Source organism: Sphingomonas sp. GV3 (assembly GCF_031082075.1).
GTDB lineage: Bacteria > Pseudomonadota > Alphaproteobacteria > Sphingomonadales > Sphingomonadaceae > Sphingomonas > Sphingomonas beigongshangi.
This window is the reverse complement of sequence record NZ_JARWLE010000001.1, coordinates 23,413-37,846: the sequence shown is the minus strand read 5'-3', so window position 1 is coordinate 37,846 and position 14,434 is coordinate 23,413. Positions and strand designations below refer to the sequence as shown.

The following is a 14,434-nucleotide window of genomic DNA, read 5'->3' as shown; positions in this document are numbered from 1 at the left end:
GGGTCTCTCAGCCGCTGCCGCCTACAGGGGAACTGGCAACGATGCACCGCATATAGGAACGCCATGGGCAAAAGGCCAGCCCGGCGGCCGCGATCGGACCGCGATCGGGCGGCACAGGCAGGTCGCCGACAGGGCCTGACCGCTCGCGATCGCCGCACCTTCAGGCGCGTTGGGCGGCACGTCGCGGGGCCGGTTCCGCCCCCTCCCCGGGGACGACGCCCTCAGCTCGCGACGAAGCAGCTCTCGCCGGCGACACGCAGGCGACCGCAGATGTCTGCCGCCTGGTTGGCGGAGCCCGCGTTGACGCGCAGACGGTACAGCGTGCGGCCGCCGATCGCGACCGGCTGCACCGCCTTGCCCAGCGGGGCAAGATACGAGAAGCGCTTCGAGAAACCGGTCCAGGCGGCATTGGCCGTGGCCTCGCTCGGATAGGCGCCGAGCTGGACGAGCGAACCGCCGCCGTTACCGCCGCCGCTTGCCTGACGCTGCGCCGTGACGGGCGGGGTGGCGACCAGCTTGCCGCCCGAGGCCGGTACCTGCGCGACGGCGTTGCGACCGCCCTCGCTTTTGGTCTTCGCGGGCAGGCTGCCGGCGCGATGACCCTCGACCGGCTTTTCGGGCACCGCGTTGAGGTCGATCGAGGCGCTGCCGGCCTTGCCCGCGCTGGTGGCGACGGCGGCATCGCCCTCGCCCTTCACCTTCAGCCCGCCGGGGTCGTCGGGACGGACCTTATAGTCGCCCTCCTGCGCCTCGATCAGTTCGCCGTTGCCGCCGCCGTGGCGCGTCTGCAGCTTGTAGATGCCGAAGACGATCGCGGACAGGAATGCCAGGCCGACGACGACGAGCGCGATCATCTTGCCGATGGGCGCGCCGCGGTCCTCATCCGGCTCGACGGTTTCGAGCCACGGCAGGCGGTCTTCCTCCCGCAGATCCCTCTCGTCAGCCATCACTTCATCTCCGAAACCGCGACCACGCCCATGATGCTGAGCCCGTTACGAATAATCTGCGCGATCGCGTCCGCCAAGAACAGACGCGCCCGCGTCGCATCCTGGTCCTCGGGAACCAGGAAACGCCGGTCGGGCCGGTCATTGCCGACATTCCACGCAGCATGAAAAGCAGCAGCTAAGTCGTACAGATAGAACGCAATCCTATGCGGTTCGCGCGCTGCCGCGGCCGTTTCGACGACACGCGGGAATTGCGCCGCCAGCTTCACCAGCGCCAGGTCCTCCGTATCAAGGCGGGACAGGTCGGCCGCACCGTCCGTCACCCCCGCCTCCGCGGCCCTGCGATGGAGCGAGGCGATCCGAGCATGGGCATATTGCACGTAGAACACCGGATTGTCCTTCGACGCCTCGACCACCTTTGCGAAGTCGAAGTCCATCTGCGCATCGGCGCGCCGCGTCAGCATCGTGAAGCGGACGACGTCCTTGCCGACCTCGCGCACCACATCGGCGAGGGTGACGAAGTTGCCGGCGCGCTTCGACATCTTGACCGGCTCGCCCGCCCGCAGCAGGCGCACCATCTGCACCAGCTTGACGTCGAAGCGGGTCTTGCCGCCGGTCAGCGCGGCGACGGCGGCGACGATGCGCTTGACCGTCCCGGCATGATCGGCGCCCCAGATGTCGATCAACTGGTCGGCGGACTGGCTCTTCTGGAAGTGATAGGCGAGATCGGCACCGAAATAGGTCCAGCTGCCGTTCGACTTCTTGATCGGCCGGTCCTGGTCGTCGCCGAAGGCCGTCGAGCGGAACAGCGGAAGCTCGACGGGTTCCCAGTCCTCGGGGGTCTCGCCCTTCGGCGCCTCCAGGAAGCCATCGTAGACGAAGCCATGCTCCCGCAACCACGCCTCCGCCGCCTCCGGCTTGCCGGCGGCCTGCAGTTCGGCCTCCGACGAGAAGACGTCGTGATGGATCCCGAGCAGCGCGAGGTCGTCCTTGATCATGACGAGCATGGCCGCGACCGCGCGGGCGCGGAACAGCGCAAGCCACGCATCCTCCGGGGCGGTCGCATAACGATCGCCGAATTCCTCCGCGAGCGCCTTGCCGACCGGTACCAGATAGTCGCCGGGATACAGACCTTCGGGGATCGCGCCGACGTCCTCGCCCAGGGCCTCGCGATAGCGCAGATGCGCGGAGCGGGCGAGCACGTCCACCTGACCGCCAGCATCGTTGACGTAATATTCGCGGATCACGTCATGCCCGGCGAATTCGAGCAGGCTGGCGAGCGCGTCGCCGACCACCGCGCCGCGGCAATGGCCCATGTGCATCGGTCCGGTCGGGTTCGCCGATACATATTCGATATTGACGCGCGCGCCCCGCCCCATCGTCGAGCGACCGTAATCGGCACCCGCCGTTGGGATCGCGGCAAGCTCGCCGCGCCATGCCGCATCGGTCAGCGTCAGGTTGATGAAGCCCGGCCCCGCGACGCTCGCGCCCGCGACATCGGGCAGCTTGGCCAGTTCGACCACGATCGCCTCGGCCAGGGCGCGGGGATTGGTCCCCGCGGGTTTGGCGAGCACCATCGCCGCGTTGGTCGCGAGATCGCCGTGGCTCGGGTCGCGCGGCGGCTCGACCGTGACGTTACGGCGGTCGAGCCCCTCGGGCAGAGTGCCGGCGGCGGTCAGGGTGTCGAGGGCCGCGGCGACATGCGCGGCGAAGCGGGTATAAAGCGTCATGATGCGCCGCGATGTACGGGCGCGCAGCCTCTGCCGCAATGGCGATCGCCTCCCCGGCGGCGGGAGGCGATCGTGATTACGCCCGCAGCAATCCCTCAAGCGCCGCGGTGCGGGCACTCGACGGGAACAGCGCCGGCATCGTGCGGGAAGGATCGACCGAGAAATGGCTCGCCACCGCGCCGCCGATGAACGCGTCGAGCGGCGTCGTCGGCTTGAGATCGCGATTCTCGAACAGGCTTGCCTGCGCGAGCCCCGGCCAGTCGGCGAGCACGCGCCCACCCTTGACCGCCCCGCCCAGCAGCATCGCCGCCGTGCCGGTGCCGTGATCGGTCCCGCCCGTCCCGTTCGCCGCGACGGTGCGGCCGAATTCGGTCGCGACGAGCACCAGCGTATCGTTCCAAACCGGGCCCAGCCCCGCATGCAGCGCACCGATCATCGCGTCGAGCGCCTTGAGCTGCTGCGTCAGCCGACCGCGCTGGCCCGCATGCGTGTCCCACCCGCCCGTCTCGATCGTCGCGATGCGCGCGCCGTTGGCCGGCGCCAGCAATCGTGCGGCGAGCGCACCGGTGTTGCGCGCGTCCTTGGCGTTGAGGTCGCCCGTCAGCTGGCGCGTCGACAGCGCCTCGTCCCACAGGGCGTGGAGCTGTGCGTCGCCCTGGTACAGCTGCGTCACGCGGGCGAGCATGTCGTCCGACGCGTGCGGCAGCGACGACGGGGCGTAGCTCGCGACCTCGCGCTTGCCGCGCAGCGCCATGGGGACGGTCGCCGCGACCGCGATTGCATGCGCATCCTCCGCCGGGACGAGGCCGAGCAGGCGGTTCATCCAGCCGTCGCGCAGCTGGTAGGCGCTGGCCCCCCCGGTCTCCAGGACGTTCTGGCCATCGAAATGCGACCGGTCGCGATAGGGCGAGGCGATCGCATGCGCGAACAGCGCCTGCCCCTGCGCATACAGGCCCGCCGCCGCGGTCATCGCCGGATGCAGCGCAAACATCGCGTCCAGCTTGGTGCCCTGCGCCACGTCCGCGGCGAGATCGCCGCGCGCGCCGATGAAGGCGGGGTCGCCGACGGGACCGACGATGCCCATGCCATCGGCGGCACCGCGCTGGATGATGAAGACGAAACGCTTGGCCGTGGCCGCCTTGGCGAAGGCGAGCCGCGGCGCGAAGCCGCCGAGTACGCCCAGCGTACCGGCGCCGCGCAGGAAGGAACGACGATCCATGGCTGTTACCTCCGCATCATTTCGGGCGAGACGAGCAACAGCGCGATCGCCTGATTGGGACTTTCCGCCCGTTGCAGCGCCTGTGCGGTCGCCGGGCTCAGCATGCCGGGAAACATCTGCGCGGCCAGCGCGCGCGCGTCGGTGCCGGCGGGTGCGGCCGCGGCGAAGCGCTGCGCCGCCTCGACCCGGCGCAGGATGGCGTCTGGGCCGGCCCAGCTCGGCGCGGTGTCGTCATAGCCGATCGGCTGGCCGGGCTTCCACATCGGCTGGCCGAGCTGGTCGAGCAGCCCCTGCACCGCCCCCGGCTGCACCGTGCGCGTTCCGAGCGCGCGCCATGCGGAAACGGACCATTCCCACGGCGTCTTGAACTTGGCCGGCTGCGTGGCCCACGCCTCCGGCGACGCGATCAATGCCCGGTAGACGGTCGGCAGGTCGCCGCCGGACCGAAGGAAGGCGGTCTCCAGCCGGGCGACGGCGGACGGCGGCGGCGCATCCGCGATGAAGTGGCGTGCGAGCTTGGTCGCGAGGTGCCGCGCCGTCGCCGGATGGATCGACAGGTCGCTCAGCACGGCCTCCGCCTGCGCCCGTCCGCCGGCTGCATAGGTCTTGCCCAGGATATGGCGCGGACCGGGCTCGTGGACCTGGTCGACGAACATGAATCCGCCCGGCGTCAGCGGATCGGAGAACCGTCCGCCGGGACCGCCGCCGATGCCGCTGACGGTCCAGCCCGTCATCGCGCGGGCGAATTCGGTGACGTCCGCCTGCGTGTAGCCGGTGCGCACGCCCAGCGTGTGCAGTTCCATGATCTCGCGCGCCAGATTCTCGTTGAGCCCGGCCTTCGCCTTGCCCCGCGCCGCGAGTCGCTGCCCCAGTGGGCTGCCCGGCCCGATCGACACCGACTGGTCGAGATAGAGCAGCATCGCCGGATGCCGCTCGACCGCGAACAGCATGTCGGAAAACCGGCCCATCACATTTGGCCGGATCGCCTCCATCTCCAGCGTTCCGGCCAGTCCGACCAATTCCAGCTTGTCGGCCGAAACCGCGAAATGGTTGGACCAGAAATGCACCAGCCGCTCGGCGAACGGCGTATCGCTCGCCAGCGCCAGGTTGGCGCGCGCCGCAGCCAGCGTCGCGTAATCGTCCTTCGCCAGCCGGCGGGCGGCCTGTCGCGCTTCCTGCATCTCCGGTCTGGCGGTGGTCGCCGCCGTCGTCGGCGGCTGCATTGCCGGCGGTCCGGCCATGGTTGCCGCAGCAGGCGGGGCGGGATTCGCGGCGGCCATGATTGCAGGGGGCGCCGGCGTCGGCGTCGGCTTCGCCATGCCCTGCATCCGCATCAGGCGCTGCTCCTCGCGATAGTCGCGTATGTCGGCGGCGACGGCGACGCTCGTCGGAACGGACGCGAGGAGCGGAGAGCCAGGCTGATATCGTGCGATCTGTTCTTCGAGCCAGCCGCGCGGATCATCCGGTGCGACGTCGCCCGGACGCGTGCCAAGGCCGAAGCGATTCAGCGCGATTGCGATTTGTGACACGGACACGCTCCCTTCCCTCTCCCGGAAAAAACAGCGTCTCCGCTTTAGCACGCGATTGTCGCGCAATTATCTCAGCCGGGACATGTCCGCGACGATTGCACGATTTGCACGCTTGTGTCCGCAATGCGCATTTGTGCCTTATGCTGCACTGCAATATTTCCGAGGCGACATTTCGACGCACTGCGAAACGGGAGTATGACCATGCGCAAGACGATCGCCATCCTGGCCGCCGTGACGGCCGCACTCACCTCCACCATCGGCATGGCTGCCGAAGGTCGCCGTACCTTCACGCAGAACGGCGAGACCTATGTCTACACCAGCCACGACGAGCAGGGCCGCCAGGTGATCACGGGGCGGCAATATCCCTCGGGCACGCCGTTCCGCCTCGTCGTCCGCGGTGACCGCGTGTCCGGCGTTGCAGGCGGCTACCCCGTCTCGTTCCGCACGCAGCAGGCCGTCGGCGCGGCCAGCGACGCGCGCGGCATCGAGACGGCGACCCGCTGAACGCGGACGGCGTCTTCCAGTAAAGCGTATCCGAAGGGGCCGCTCCCGCGAGGGACGGCCCCTTTTTCGTGGCTCATTCCTGCCGCTGTCGAGCGGCTGCGATCAGAAGCCTTCGGGCAGGTCGATCGGCCCGACCAGTTCCCGATAGCGGGCGATCGCATAGCGGTCGGTCATGCCCGCGATGAAATCCGCTATATGGCGGCTGCGCTCCGGCTCCGTCGCGGGTACGTCGTCCGACCAATCGGCGCTCATCGCGCCGGGATCGTCGCGATAGGCAGCGAACAAACCCGCGACGATGCCATGCGCCGCCTCGGCGGCGGCGAGCTGGCGCGGATGATGGTAGAGATTGGCGTACATGAACCGCTTCAGGTCGCGCTCCGCCTCCCGCATCGCCGGCGAGAAGCCGCATAGCGCGCGACCCACGGTCCGCACCTCGTCGACGGTGACGACGCCCGACGCGGCGATGCGCGCGCGCGTTTCCTCGATCAGGTCGTTGACCATCAGCCCGATCTGGCTGCGGACGAGCTCGTGCGCCAGTCGCTTTTCCGGCACGTCCGGGAAGCGACGGCGGGCCGCATCCCATCCCGAAGCGACCATCGGCACCGCGAGCAGCTGGTCGAGCGTCAGCAGCCCGGCGCGCAGGCCGTCGTCGATATCGTGGTTGTCATAGGCGATGTCGTCCGCGATGGCCGCGACCTGCGCCTCGAGGCTGGCGTGGCTCGACAGGTCGAGCGGAAATTGCGCATCCGCCGTCGCGAGCGCCCAGCCGGGGTGACGGACCGGCCCATTGTGCTTGGCGAGGCCCTCCAGCGTTTCCCACGTCAGGTTCAGGCCGTTCCACATCGGATAGGGCCGTTCGATCTCGGTCAGCGTGCGCAGCGTATGCCCGTTGTGATCGAAGCCGCCGACATCGCGCAGCGCCGCCTTGAGCGCATCCTCGCCGGCATGGCCGAAGGGCGGATGCCCGATATCGTGCGCCAGGCACAGCGCTTCGGTCAGATCCTCGTTGAGGCCGAGGACGCGGGCGATCGTGCGGCCGATCTGCGCGACCTCCAGGCTGTGCGTCAGCCTGACCCGGAAATGGTCGCCGTCCGGCGCCATGAACACCTGCGTCTTGTGACGGAGCCGACGGAAGCTGATCGAATGGATGATCCGGTCGCGGTCGCGCTGAAAATCGTCGCGCGGGCCGCGCGCCGTCCCCTGCCCCTCGGCATGCAGACGGCCGCGGCTTGCGGCGGGATCGGAAGCCCAGGAGGCGCGAATGCTCATCCGGGGCGCCTTACTTGCTTGAGAGCTTCTCCACCACCTGTCCCGCGTCGCTGGTGAAGGTAAAGGCGCCGACCCCCTCCTTCGTCAGCTTGTTGACGAAGGCGCGCGCCTCCGCGTCGGTCTTGAACGGACCGGTAAGCACGCGGTTGGTCGCGCGCAGCGGTGTCTTCCAGCCGCTCTTGCCCGCGAGGGTCGGTGCTTTCGCCTTTGCCGCTGCCCAGGCCTTGGGCAGATCGTCCTCGTTCGCGCCGCCGGCAACCTGCACCCAGATCCGCGACGGATTGGCGCGGGCCTTGCGCTTCTCCTCCGCCGCTTCCTTAGCCTCGGCCAGCTTCTCGGCCTCGGCCGCCTTCTTGGCGGCAAGCGCCTTCTTGTCGGCAGCGGCCTTCCTGTCCGCGGCACGCTTGTCGGCGAGCGCCTTGGCGGCAAGCGCCTTCTGCGCCTCCGCGTCGCGTTGCTCCTTGGCCTTGGCCTCGGCGAGCACGCGCGCCGCCGTTTCCGCCGGCACCGCCGCAGGAGCGGCAGGCGCGGCGACGACCGCCAACGGCCGCGCCGGCTCGGTCACGCCCAGTTCGGAACCGGGGATGGAAAGGCCCGCGACGATTCGCGCGAGCACCGCGTCGGTCTCGTCCCTGCGCCGTTGCGCGGCGAAGGCCCGCGTCGGTCGGTCGGGCGCCGCGGACGCGGGCGCCGGGGTGGCCGCCGCCGGCGCCGCAGCGACCGTCCCCGGGTGACGGCCGCCGTGGTGGCGACGGGCGCAGGCGCGGCCGGCGACACCGTGCTGCCGGCATAGGCCGGTGAGGCAGGACGCGGAATCGGCTGGACCGTCGCCGTTGCGGGCAACGGCTGCGTGACGCTGGCCGCCGCGAACTGCGTCGGCTGCTGCGGCGCGGACACGACCGGTTGGGCCTGGCGCGGCGACGGCGTCGCGACCACCGTCGACGGCTGCGATACGACCGCGCGGGCCACGCTCGGCTGAACGCTGGCGACGCGGGCCGGGGCCGGCTGCACGACCGGCGCTGGCTGGACCGTGACGGGCTGCGTCGGCGTTGGCGCGCCGCTCGATGATAGCGCGGCGGCGGGAACCGCCGAAACCGGCGCGACCGGAACCGTCGCCGCCGCCAGCGTCACCGCGCCGGTCGAAGCCGGGACGGGCTGTACCGATGCCAGCGCGCGCGTCGCCTCGGTGTAGGACGGTGCGACCGGAGCGGGCGTCGCCGCCACCATCTGGACGCGGCCGGGCCGCTGCCGCTCGCGGCGATTGCCACGCTGCACCGGCTTGCCGACGACGGGCGTCGTCGCGGCAGCCAGCGCGACCGGTGCCGCCGAAGGCTCGGGCGCCAGGTACGGCATGGCGGGCGCCAGGCGCGCGTCGGCGATGCGCTCCGGGGTGGCGCGCACCTCGCCGAAATGCACCGCGAAGGCGCGATCCGCCGCCGGCAGTGTCGGCAGCCGCTGAAAGAACGGCTGCAGACCCTGCGCCATGCCGCCGGGCAGCATCGTCGCGGCGATCTTTTCCGCGCCCGCCTGATCCCCGCCCATCGCGAGCACGAAGGCGCGCGTTCGCCATGCGCTGCGATCCTGCTTGCGCAACAGCGGATCGAGCGCGTCCAGCGCCTCCTGGCGCTTGCCTGAAATGCCGAGCGACAGCGCGTAGCGCCGGACGATCTCGTCGCTGGGCGCGGTCTTCAGCGCGAGCCTGTAGTCGCGCTGCGCACGCTCCTGCTGCCCGACGAGGTCATAGGCCAGGCCGCGGTCCGCCGCGAAGGTGCGCGCGTCGAGCCCACCCGCCTCGGCCTGCGCGAAATAGCGCAATGCTTCGCCGGGCCGCTCCGAGCGCACCAGGATCGCGCCCTCCCCGGCCTTGATGCGCGGATCGGCCGGCGCGACCTTTTCCGCCCGCGCGAACAGCGATGCCGCGCCGCTGAGATCGTCGAGCTTGAGCGACAGATCGCCAGCCGCGACCAGGGCGTTCACGTCACGTGGATTGGACGCCAGCGCGCGCATCTGCTCGGCTAGGCGATCGGCATCGGTGGTGCCCGGCAGGGGCTGGACCACCTCTTGCGCGGGGAGCGCGGCCGGCGCGAACGCCAGCGCGAGTATAGCGGGGAGGAAAACGCGCATGAGACGCGACCGACTAGAGCCGAGGCCGGCTGAACCGGCAATGTCCCGCCCGACCGCGCTGCGGCGAAGCGAGCCCTGGCGGCGACGAAGGTAAAGACGCCGTCAACGGCGGGGTCCGGAAGACGGAGAGGATGGGCCGGGCAAACGAAAAGGCACCCCGCCGTGCAAGGCGGAGTGCCCGAGCCCGATCACGTCGTCGGGCGCCGTCAACGAAAGCCGCGTTCGGCCGAACGCGCGCGACCGCCTTACTGGTTGTTCTGGCGATGCAAGAAGCGCGGGATGTCCAGCGGCTCCTTGTCGTCGCCGGCCTCTTCGCGCTGTGCGCCGCGTGCCGCGTTGGACATGCGCTCGAACAGCGTGCCGCCCAGCTTGACGCGCGGCTGCGGCGCGGCCTCGGGGGTCGCCTCGCTCCCCGGCGCGATCCAGCGACGACGGCCACCGTCGTCCGCCGGCGCGGCGGCGGGTGCGCGCGGCGTCGCATAGGCGTCGTCGCCGTAAGCGCGCGGTGCGGCGGGGGCAGCCGGCGGCACGATCGTCTCCGCACCCAGGACCAGTTCATCGTCCTGCGCGGCGGCCTGCGGCGAGCCAACGGCCTCGTTCTGGGTCAGGTCGAGCGGCTCCGCATCGCCAGCGGGTGCGAAGGACACGCTGGGTTCGGGCGCGGCGACCGGCTGCGCCGGAGCGGCCTGCGCGGGCGCCGCCGCGGTGGGCGCCTGCTGCGTCGCGGTCGGGCGGAACGAGGTGGAATCGTCGGTCTTGCGCCCCATGCCGAAGCTGAACGACTTGGTCGGCTCTGCCTGCTGCGCCGCGGCCTGCGGCTTGGCGTCGGAATCGATGCCGGTCGCGACGACGGAGACGCGGATCTTGCCCTCGAGGTCGGGGTTGAACGCCGAGCCCCAGATGATGTTGGCATCGGGATCGACCAGGTCGCGGATATGGTTCGCCGCCTCGTCGACCTCGAGCAGGCGCATGTCGTCGCCGCCCGTGATCGAGATGATGACGCCCTTCGCGCCCTGCATCGACACGCCGTCGAGCAGCGGGTTTGCGATCGCCTTCTGCGCCGCCTCCAGCGCGCGGTTGTCGCCGCTCGCCTCGCCGGTGCCCATCATCGCCTTGCCCATCTCCTGCATCACCGAGCGGACGTCGGCGAAGTCGAGGTTGATCAGGCCAGGCATGACCATGAGGTCGGTGATGCCGCGCACGCCCTGCTGCAGCACCTCGTCCGCCATCTCGAACGCTTCCTTGAAGGTCGTATTCGCATTGGCGATCAGGAACAGGTTCTGGTTCGGGATGACGATCAGCGTATCGACGTATTTCTGCAGTTCCTCGATACCGCCGTCGGCCGCCTTGGCGCGGCGATTACCCTCGAAGCTGAACGGCTTGGTGACGACGCCGACGGTCAGTATGCCCATGTCGCGCGCCGCCTTGGCGATGACCGGCGCCGCGCCCGTGCCCGTGCCGCCGCCCATGCCGGCCGCGATGAAGCACATGTGTGCGCCCTCGAGCCGCTTGGCGAGTTCGTCGATCGTCTCCTCCGCGGCGGCGCGGCCGATCTCCGGCCGGGCGCCCGCGCCCAGGCCCTGCGTGATCTTGGAACCGAGCTGGATGCGATGCGGCGCGACCGACGACTTGAGCGCCTGCGCGTCAGTGTTCGCCACCAGGAAATCGACGCCCTGCACGTCGGCGCGCATCATGTTGGCGATCGCATTGCCGCCCGCGCCGCCGACGCCGATCACGGCGATGCGGGGGGTCAGTTCGTCGACCTCGGGAGTGATGAATTCGATGCTCATGGCCTGTTCTCTCCGCCCCCTACCGGTAAATACTGACCGGGGCACTGATTAACCCTTTTGCCCCAAGGTTACGCACGGTGCCACCGAAAATCGTCACGTAAAATCAATAATTGGCGCGCGCCGCCTGAATGAGCTTGCGCACCATGCCCAACCCTTTCTGCCGATGCACCGTCTGCGGCTGCGGCGCCGCGCCGCGCAGGTCGATGGGATCGGAGGCGGCGTAGAAGGCAAGGCCCGCCAGCGTCGCGAAGGCGGGGCCACCATGCGCATCGGGAAGCGCCGTCAGCCCGCGTGGGCGACCGATGCGCACCGACCGTCCCAACGCCTGCTGCGCATAATCGGCGACGCCCTTCAGCTCCGCACCGCCGCCGGTCAGCACCACCTGGCGCCCGACCGGTCCTTCGAACTTGAGCTGCTGCAGCGCCTTGCGGATTTCGCCCATCTGGTGCTCCAGCCGCTGGCGGACGATCCCGATCAGCTGCGCCTTGGTGATCTGCATCCCGCCATGGACGTCGTCCTCCGCGGCGATCGGCATCACCGGGATCATCTCGTGATTGTCGCGCGGAGAGGCATTGGCGGAGCCGTGGAAGCATTTCATCCGCTCCGCCTGCGCGCGCCGCGTGCCAAAGGCGGAGGCGATATCGTCGGTGATGTCCTGCCCGCCCATCGCCAGCGAACACAGGCCGACCAGCATGCCGCCGGCGAACAGCGAAACGTTGGTGATCCCCGCCCCCATCTCCACCAGCGCGACGCCGAGCTCGCGCTCCTCCTCGCTCAGACAGGCGAGGCCCGTCGCGACCGGCGCCGCGATGATCGACTTCACCTCCAGATGCGCGGAGCGGACGCACAGGTCGAGGTTGCGGACGGGCGAACCGTCCGCCGCGACGACGTGGATGTGGACGCCGAGCCTGTCGGCATGCAGCCCGAGCGGCTTCTTGACGCCGGTCAGCCCGTCCAGCGTGTACAGCGCCGGCTGCGCGTGCAGCACCATGCGTCCCTGCGGATCGATCGAGTTGCGCCCCGCCGCGAGCAGCGCGTCGATGTCCTGCTGCTCGACGCGGTGACCGCCCAGCTCGAACTCGACCTCGGCCACGTCGCTGACCAGCCCGCCGGCGGAAAAGCCGACCCAGACGTTCTCGATGTTGATGCCGGCGATCCGTTCCGCCTGCTCGACCGCCTCGCGCACCGCCGCCTCGGTCGCGCCCATGTCGGCGATATAGCCGCGCTTGACGCCGCGGCTTTCGCGCTGGCCCGTGCCCAGCACGATCAGCTCGCCGCCGTCGCCCTTCTGCGCGATCATCGCCGACACCTTGGACGAGCCGATGTCGAGCGCGGTGATGAGCCCTTCCGGTGTGACCTTCGCCATTGTCCCTCAGCCCCCCTCAGCCATCGGAAGACGCCGTCGATGCTATGCTACGGGTTTCCGGCGCATTTGTCTCGGGCGCCGTATCGACGCCCTTCGCCGGCAGCTCCGCGGGATCGGGCATGGCGTGGACGACGCTCGCATCCGGGCGGCGCACGACCAGCTTGGCCGGATCGCGCATGTCGAACCGCACCCACCCCTTGCCCAGCAGCGGCCGCGCGCCGTCCATCTCCGCGAACTTGAGCAGCGCGGCGGGCGCACCGTCCTCGGGCAGCGCCAGCGTCTCGCCCGTGTCGAACGTCAGGTCCCAGCGGCGGTTGCCGATCCAGGTTGCCGCCTTGACGCGCGGCTTGAGCGCGGGGGCCGCGGCCATCAGCGCCTGATATTGCGGTTCCTGCCGATCCGCGCCGGGACCGATCACCAGCGGCAGGTCGGGCATGGCCTCGCTGCGCACGGGCTCCAGCAGCACGCCGTCCTTGTCGATCAGGGTCAGCTGGCCATTGTCCTGCCACACGGCGGCGGGGGCGCGTTCGACGATGTCGATCAGCAACGTATCGGGCAGTCGGCGCGAGACGTGCGCGTCGGCGATCCAGCCGTAGCGCAGCAGTTTCTCGCGTACCGCCTCCAGGTCGACGAGCGGCATCGCCCGGCTCTGCTGGTCGAGCGCGACGGCATAAACGCTCATCCGGTCCATGCGCTTGAGGCCGGTGACCTCGATCTGCTCGACGCGAAAGCCCGCGCGGCCTGCGCCTTCGGCGATCGCGCCGCCGATCATGCCCGGGATGCCGATCCAGGTCAGGATCGCCAGCGCGCCCGCCACGCCGGCGCCGGTGATCGTCCAGGTCGCCGCCCTGCGGATCGTCGTCTCGCTGACCGGCAGCGCGTTGACGGCGCGCTCGAACAGCCCGACCTTGCGGACGGGCTGCCTGCGGCGCGGGGCGGGTCGGCGCGGCGGCGTGCCGCGCTTGATGGTGCGGCTCATCCGTCGCGACCCCGCGCGTCGGCCAGCGCCTCTTCGACGATCGCCTGGACCAATTGTTCGTAGCTCATGCCGATGTGCCGCGCCTGTTCGGGCACCAGGCTGAGCGGCGTCATGCCGGGCTGCGTATTCACTTCCAGCAGGAACAGGCCGTCGACGCCGCGCTCGTCGTCCCAGCGAAAGTCCGATCGGCTTGCGCCCCTGCAGCCGAGAAGGCGGTGCGCCTCCAGCGCCAGCCGCTTGCACGCGTCCGCGATCTCGTCGGGGATATTGGCGGGGCAGACATGCTCGGTCAGCCCGTCGGTATATTTGGCGTCGAAATCGTACCAGCCGTTCTTGGGCTTCAGCTCCGTCACGCCGAGCGCGCGGTTGCCGAGCACGGCGGTGGTCAGTTCCCGCCCGCGGACATAGGGTTCGGCGAGCAGCTCGTCGAATTCCTGCCATGGTCCCTGTACGTCGCGACCGATCGGATTGCCGTAATTGCCGTCGTCGGTGACGATCGCGACCCCGACCGAAGATCCCTCGTTGACCGGCTTCAGCACATAGGGCCGCGCGATCGGATCGCCTTCGAACACGTCGGCGGACCGCACGACGCGTCCGCCCGGCATCGGGATGCCCGCGGGGACGAGCGCCTGCTTGGTCAGCACCTTGTCGATCGCGATCACCGAGGTGGCGAGACCCGAGTGGGTATAGGGAATGCCCATCAGGTCGAGCATGCCCTGCACCGTGCCGTCCTCGCCCGGCGAACCGTGGAGCGCGTTGAAGACGAGGTCGGGCTTGGCCTCCGCCAGCCGGGCCGCGACGTCGCGGTTCATGTCGATCCGGGTGACGCGGTGGCCGTTCGCTTCCAGCGCATCGGCGACGCCGGCGCCGGACATCAGCGACACGGGCCGTTCCGCCGACCAGCCGCCCATGAGGACCGCGATGTGGAGGGGGGGCACGGGCAAAGCCTCAACCACGCGCGCCTCCGTCATCCGGAAACG

Annotated in this window: 12 protein-coding genes; 1 reads left to right on the top strand and 11 read right to left on the bottom strand. The window is 70.1% G+C overall.

The window, feature by feature from the left end; all coding sequences use genetic code 11:
- Positions 1 to 221: 221 nt before the first annotated feature.
- From RF701_RS00185 to RF701_RS00170, 4 genes are all read right to left on the bottom strand, one after another.
- The gene (locus RF701_RS00185) at positions 222 to 947 is read right to left on the bottom strand and encodes an SPOR domain-containing protein (RefSeq protein ID WP_308813676.1); all 726 of its coding nucleotides are present in this window, start codon (positions 945 to 947) and stop codon (positions 222 to 224) included.
- Complete coding sequence (argS, locus tag RF701_RS00180) at positions 947 to 2,674, bottom strand: arginine--tRNA ligase (protein ID WP_308813675.1); 1,728 nt, start codon at positions 2,672 to 2,674, stop codon at positions 947 to 949. The genes RF701_RS00185 and argS overlap by 1 nt, the downstream gene beginning before the upstream one ends.
- A 76-nt stretch (positions 2,675 to 2,750) precedes the next feature.
- The gene (locus RF701_RS00175; RefSeq protein WP_308813674.1) at positions 2,751 to 3,893 is read right to left on the bottom strand and encodes a DUF1501 domain-containing protein; all 1,143 of its coding nucleotides are present in this window, start codon (positions 3,891 to 3,893) and stop codon (positions 2,751 to 2,753) included.
- Between the two features lie 5 nt (positions 3,894 to 3,898).
- Complete coding sequence (locus RF701_RS00170) at positions 3,899 to 5,422, bottom strand: DUF1800 domain-containing protein (protein ID WP_308813673.1); 1,524 nt, start codon at positions 5,420 to 5,422, stop codon at positions 3,899 to 3,901.
- 201 nt (positions 5,423 to 5,623) lie between these two features.
- Between RF701_RS00170 and RF701_RS00165 the strand changes: the two genes are divergently transcribed.
- Positions 5,624 to 5,926 (top strand): hypothetical protein, encoded by a 303-nt coding sequence (locus RF701_RS00165; RefSeq protein ID WP_203310600.1) that lies wholly within the window; start codon positions 5,624 to 5,626, stop codon positions 5,924 to 5,926.
- 102 nt (positions 5,927 to 6,028) lie between these two features.
- Here the strand turns inward: RF701_RS00165 and RF701_RS00160 are convergent, their stop codons facing one another.
- From RF701_RS00160 to RF701_RS00130, 7 genes are all read right to left on the bottom strand, one after another.
- Positions 6,029 to 7,195: a deoxyguanosinetriphosphate triphosphohydrolase gene (locus tag RF701_RS00160; protein WP_308813670.1), complete on the bottom strand. Its 1,167-nt coding sequence runs from the start codon at positions 7,193 to 7,195 to the stop codon at positions 6,029 to 6,031.
- A gap of 10 nt (positions 7,196 to 7,205) precedes the next feature.
- Entirely contained in the window at positions 7,206 to 7,811 is a 606-nt protein-coding gene (locus tag RF701_RS00155) for an SPOR domain-containing protein (RefSeq protein WP_308813669.1), read from the bottom strand.
- Positions 7,757 to 9,319: an SPOR domain-containing protein gene (locus RF701_RS00150; RefSeq protein ID WP_308813666.1), complete on the bottom strand. Its 1,563-nt coding sequence runs from the start codon at positions 9,317 to 9,319 to the stop codon at positions 7,757 to 7,759. Before RF701_RS00150 ends, RF701_RS00155 begins: the two co-directional genes overlap by 55 nt.
- Positions 9,320 to 9,564: 245 nt before the next feature.
- On the bottom strand, positions 9,565 to 11,109 hold the full coding sequence (gene ftsZ / locus RF701_RS00145) for a cell division protein FtsZ (RefSeq protein WP_308813665.1): 1,545 nt from the start codon (positions 11,107 to 11,109) through the stop codon (positions 9,565 to 9,567).
- Between the two features lie 103 nt (positions 11,110 to 11,212).
- Positions 11,213 to 12,475 carry a cell division protein FtsA gene (ftsA, locus tag RF701_RS00140; RefSeq protein ID WP_203310604.1) on the bottom strand — a complete coding sequence of 421 codons (1,263 nt, stop codon included), beginning with the start codon at positions 12,473 to 12,475 and terminating at the stop codon, positions 11,213 to 11,215.
- Positions 12,476 to 12,491: 16 nt separating this feature from the next.
- The gene (locus RF701_RS00135; RefSeq protein WP_308813663.1) at positions 12,492 to 13,454 is read right to left on the bottom strand and encodes a cell division protein FtsQ/DivIB; all 963 of its coding nucleotides are present in this window, start codon (positions 13,452 to 13,454) and stop codon (positions 12,492 to 12,494) included.
- Positions 13,451 to 14,425, bottom strand: a complete 975-nt coding sequence (locus tag RF701_RS00130) for a D-alanine--D-alanine ligase (RefSeq protein WP_210356683.1) — start codon at positions 14,423 to 14,425, stop codon at positions 13,451 to 13,453. The genes RF701_RS00135 and RF701_RS00130 overlap by 4 nt, the downstream gene beginning before the upstream one ends.
- Positions 14,426 to 14,434: the final 9 nt, after the last annotated feature.

What these genes read in the sequence shown, in the direction of transcription:
- RF701_RS00130 (WP_210356683.1), bottom strand. Translation starts at nt 14,425, where the DNA reads ATGACGGAGGCGCGCGTGGTTGAGGCTTTGCCCGTGCCCCCCCTCCAC.
- RF701_RS00185 (WP_308813676.1), bottom strand. Translation starts at nt 947, where the DNA reads ATGGCTGACGAGAGGGATCTGCGGGAGGAAGACCGCCTGCCGTGGCTC.
- ftsA (WP_203310604.1), bottom strand. Translation starts at nt 12,475, where the DNA reads ATGGCGAAGGTCACACCGGAAGGGCTCATCACCGCGCTCGACATCGGC.
- RF701_RS00135 (WP_308813663.1), bottom strand. Translation starts at nt 13,454, where the DNA reads ATGAGCCGCACCATCAAGCGCGGCACGCCGCCGCGCCGACCCGCCCCG.
- RF701_RS00150 (WP_308813666.1), bottom strand. Translation starts at nt 9,319, where the DNA reads ATGCGCGTTTTCCTCCCCGCTATACTCGCGCTGGCGTTCGCGCCGGCC.
- RF701_RS00175 (WP_308813674.1), bottom strand. Translation starts at nt 3,893, where the DNA reads ATGGATCGTCGTTCCTTCCTGCGCGGCGCCGGTACGCTGGGCGTACTC.
- RF701_RS00160 (WP_308813670.1), bottom strand. Translation starts at nt 7,195, where the DNA reads ATGAGCATTCGCGCCTCCTGGGCTTCCGATCCCGCCGCAAGCCGCGGC.
- RF701_RS00165 (WP_203310600.1), top strand. Translation starts at nt 5,624, where the DNA reads ATGCGCAAGACGATCGCCATCCTGGCCGCCGTGACGGCCGCACTCACC.
- ftsZ (WP_308813665.1), bottom strand. Translation starts at nt 11,109, where the DNA reads ATGAGCATCGAATTCATCACTCCCGAGGTCGACGAACTGACCCCCCGC.
- argS (WP_308813675.1), bottom strand. Translation starts at nt 2,674, where the DNA reads ATGACGCTTTATACCCGCTTCGCCGCGCATGTCGCCGCGGCCCTCGAC.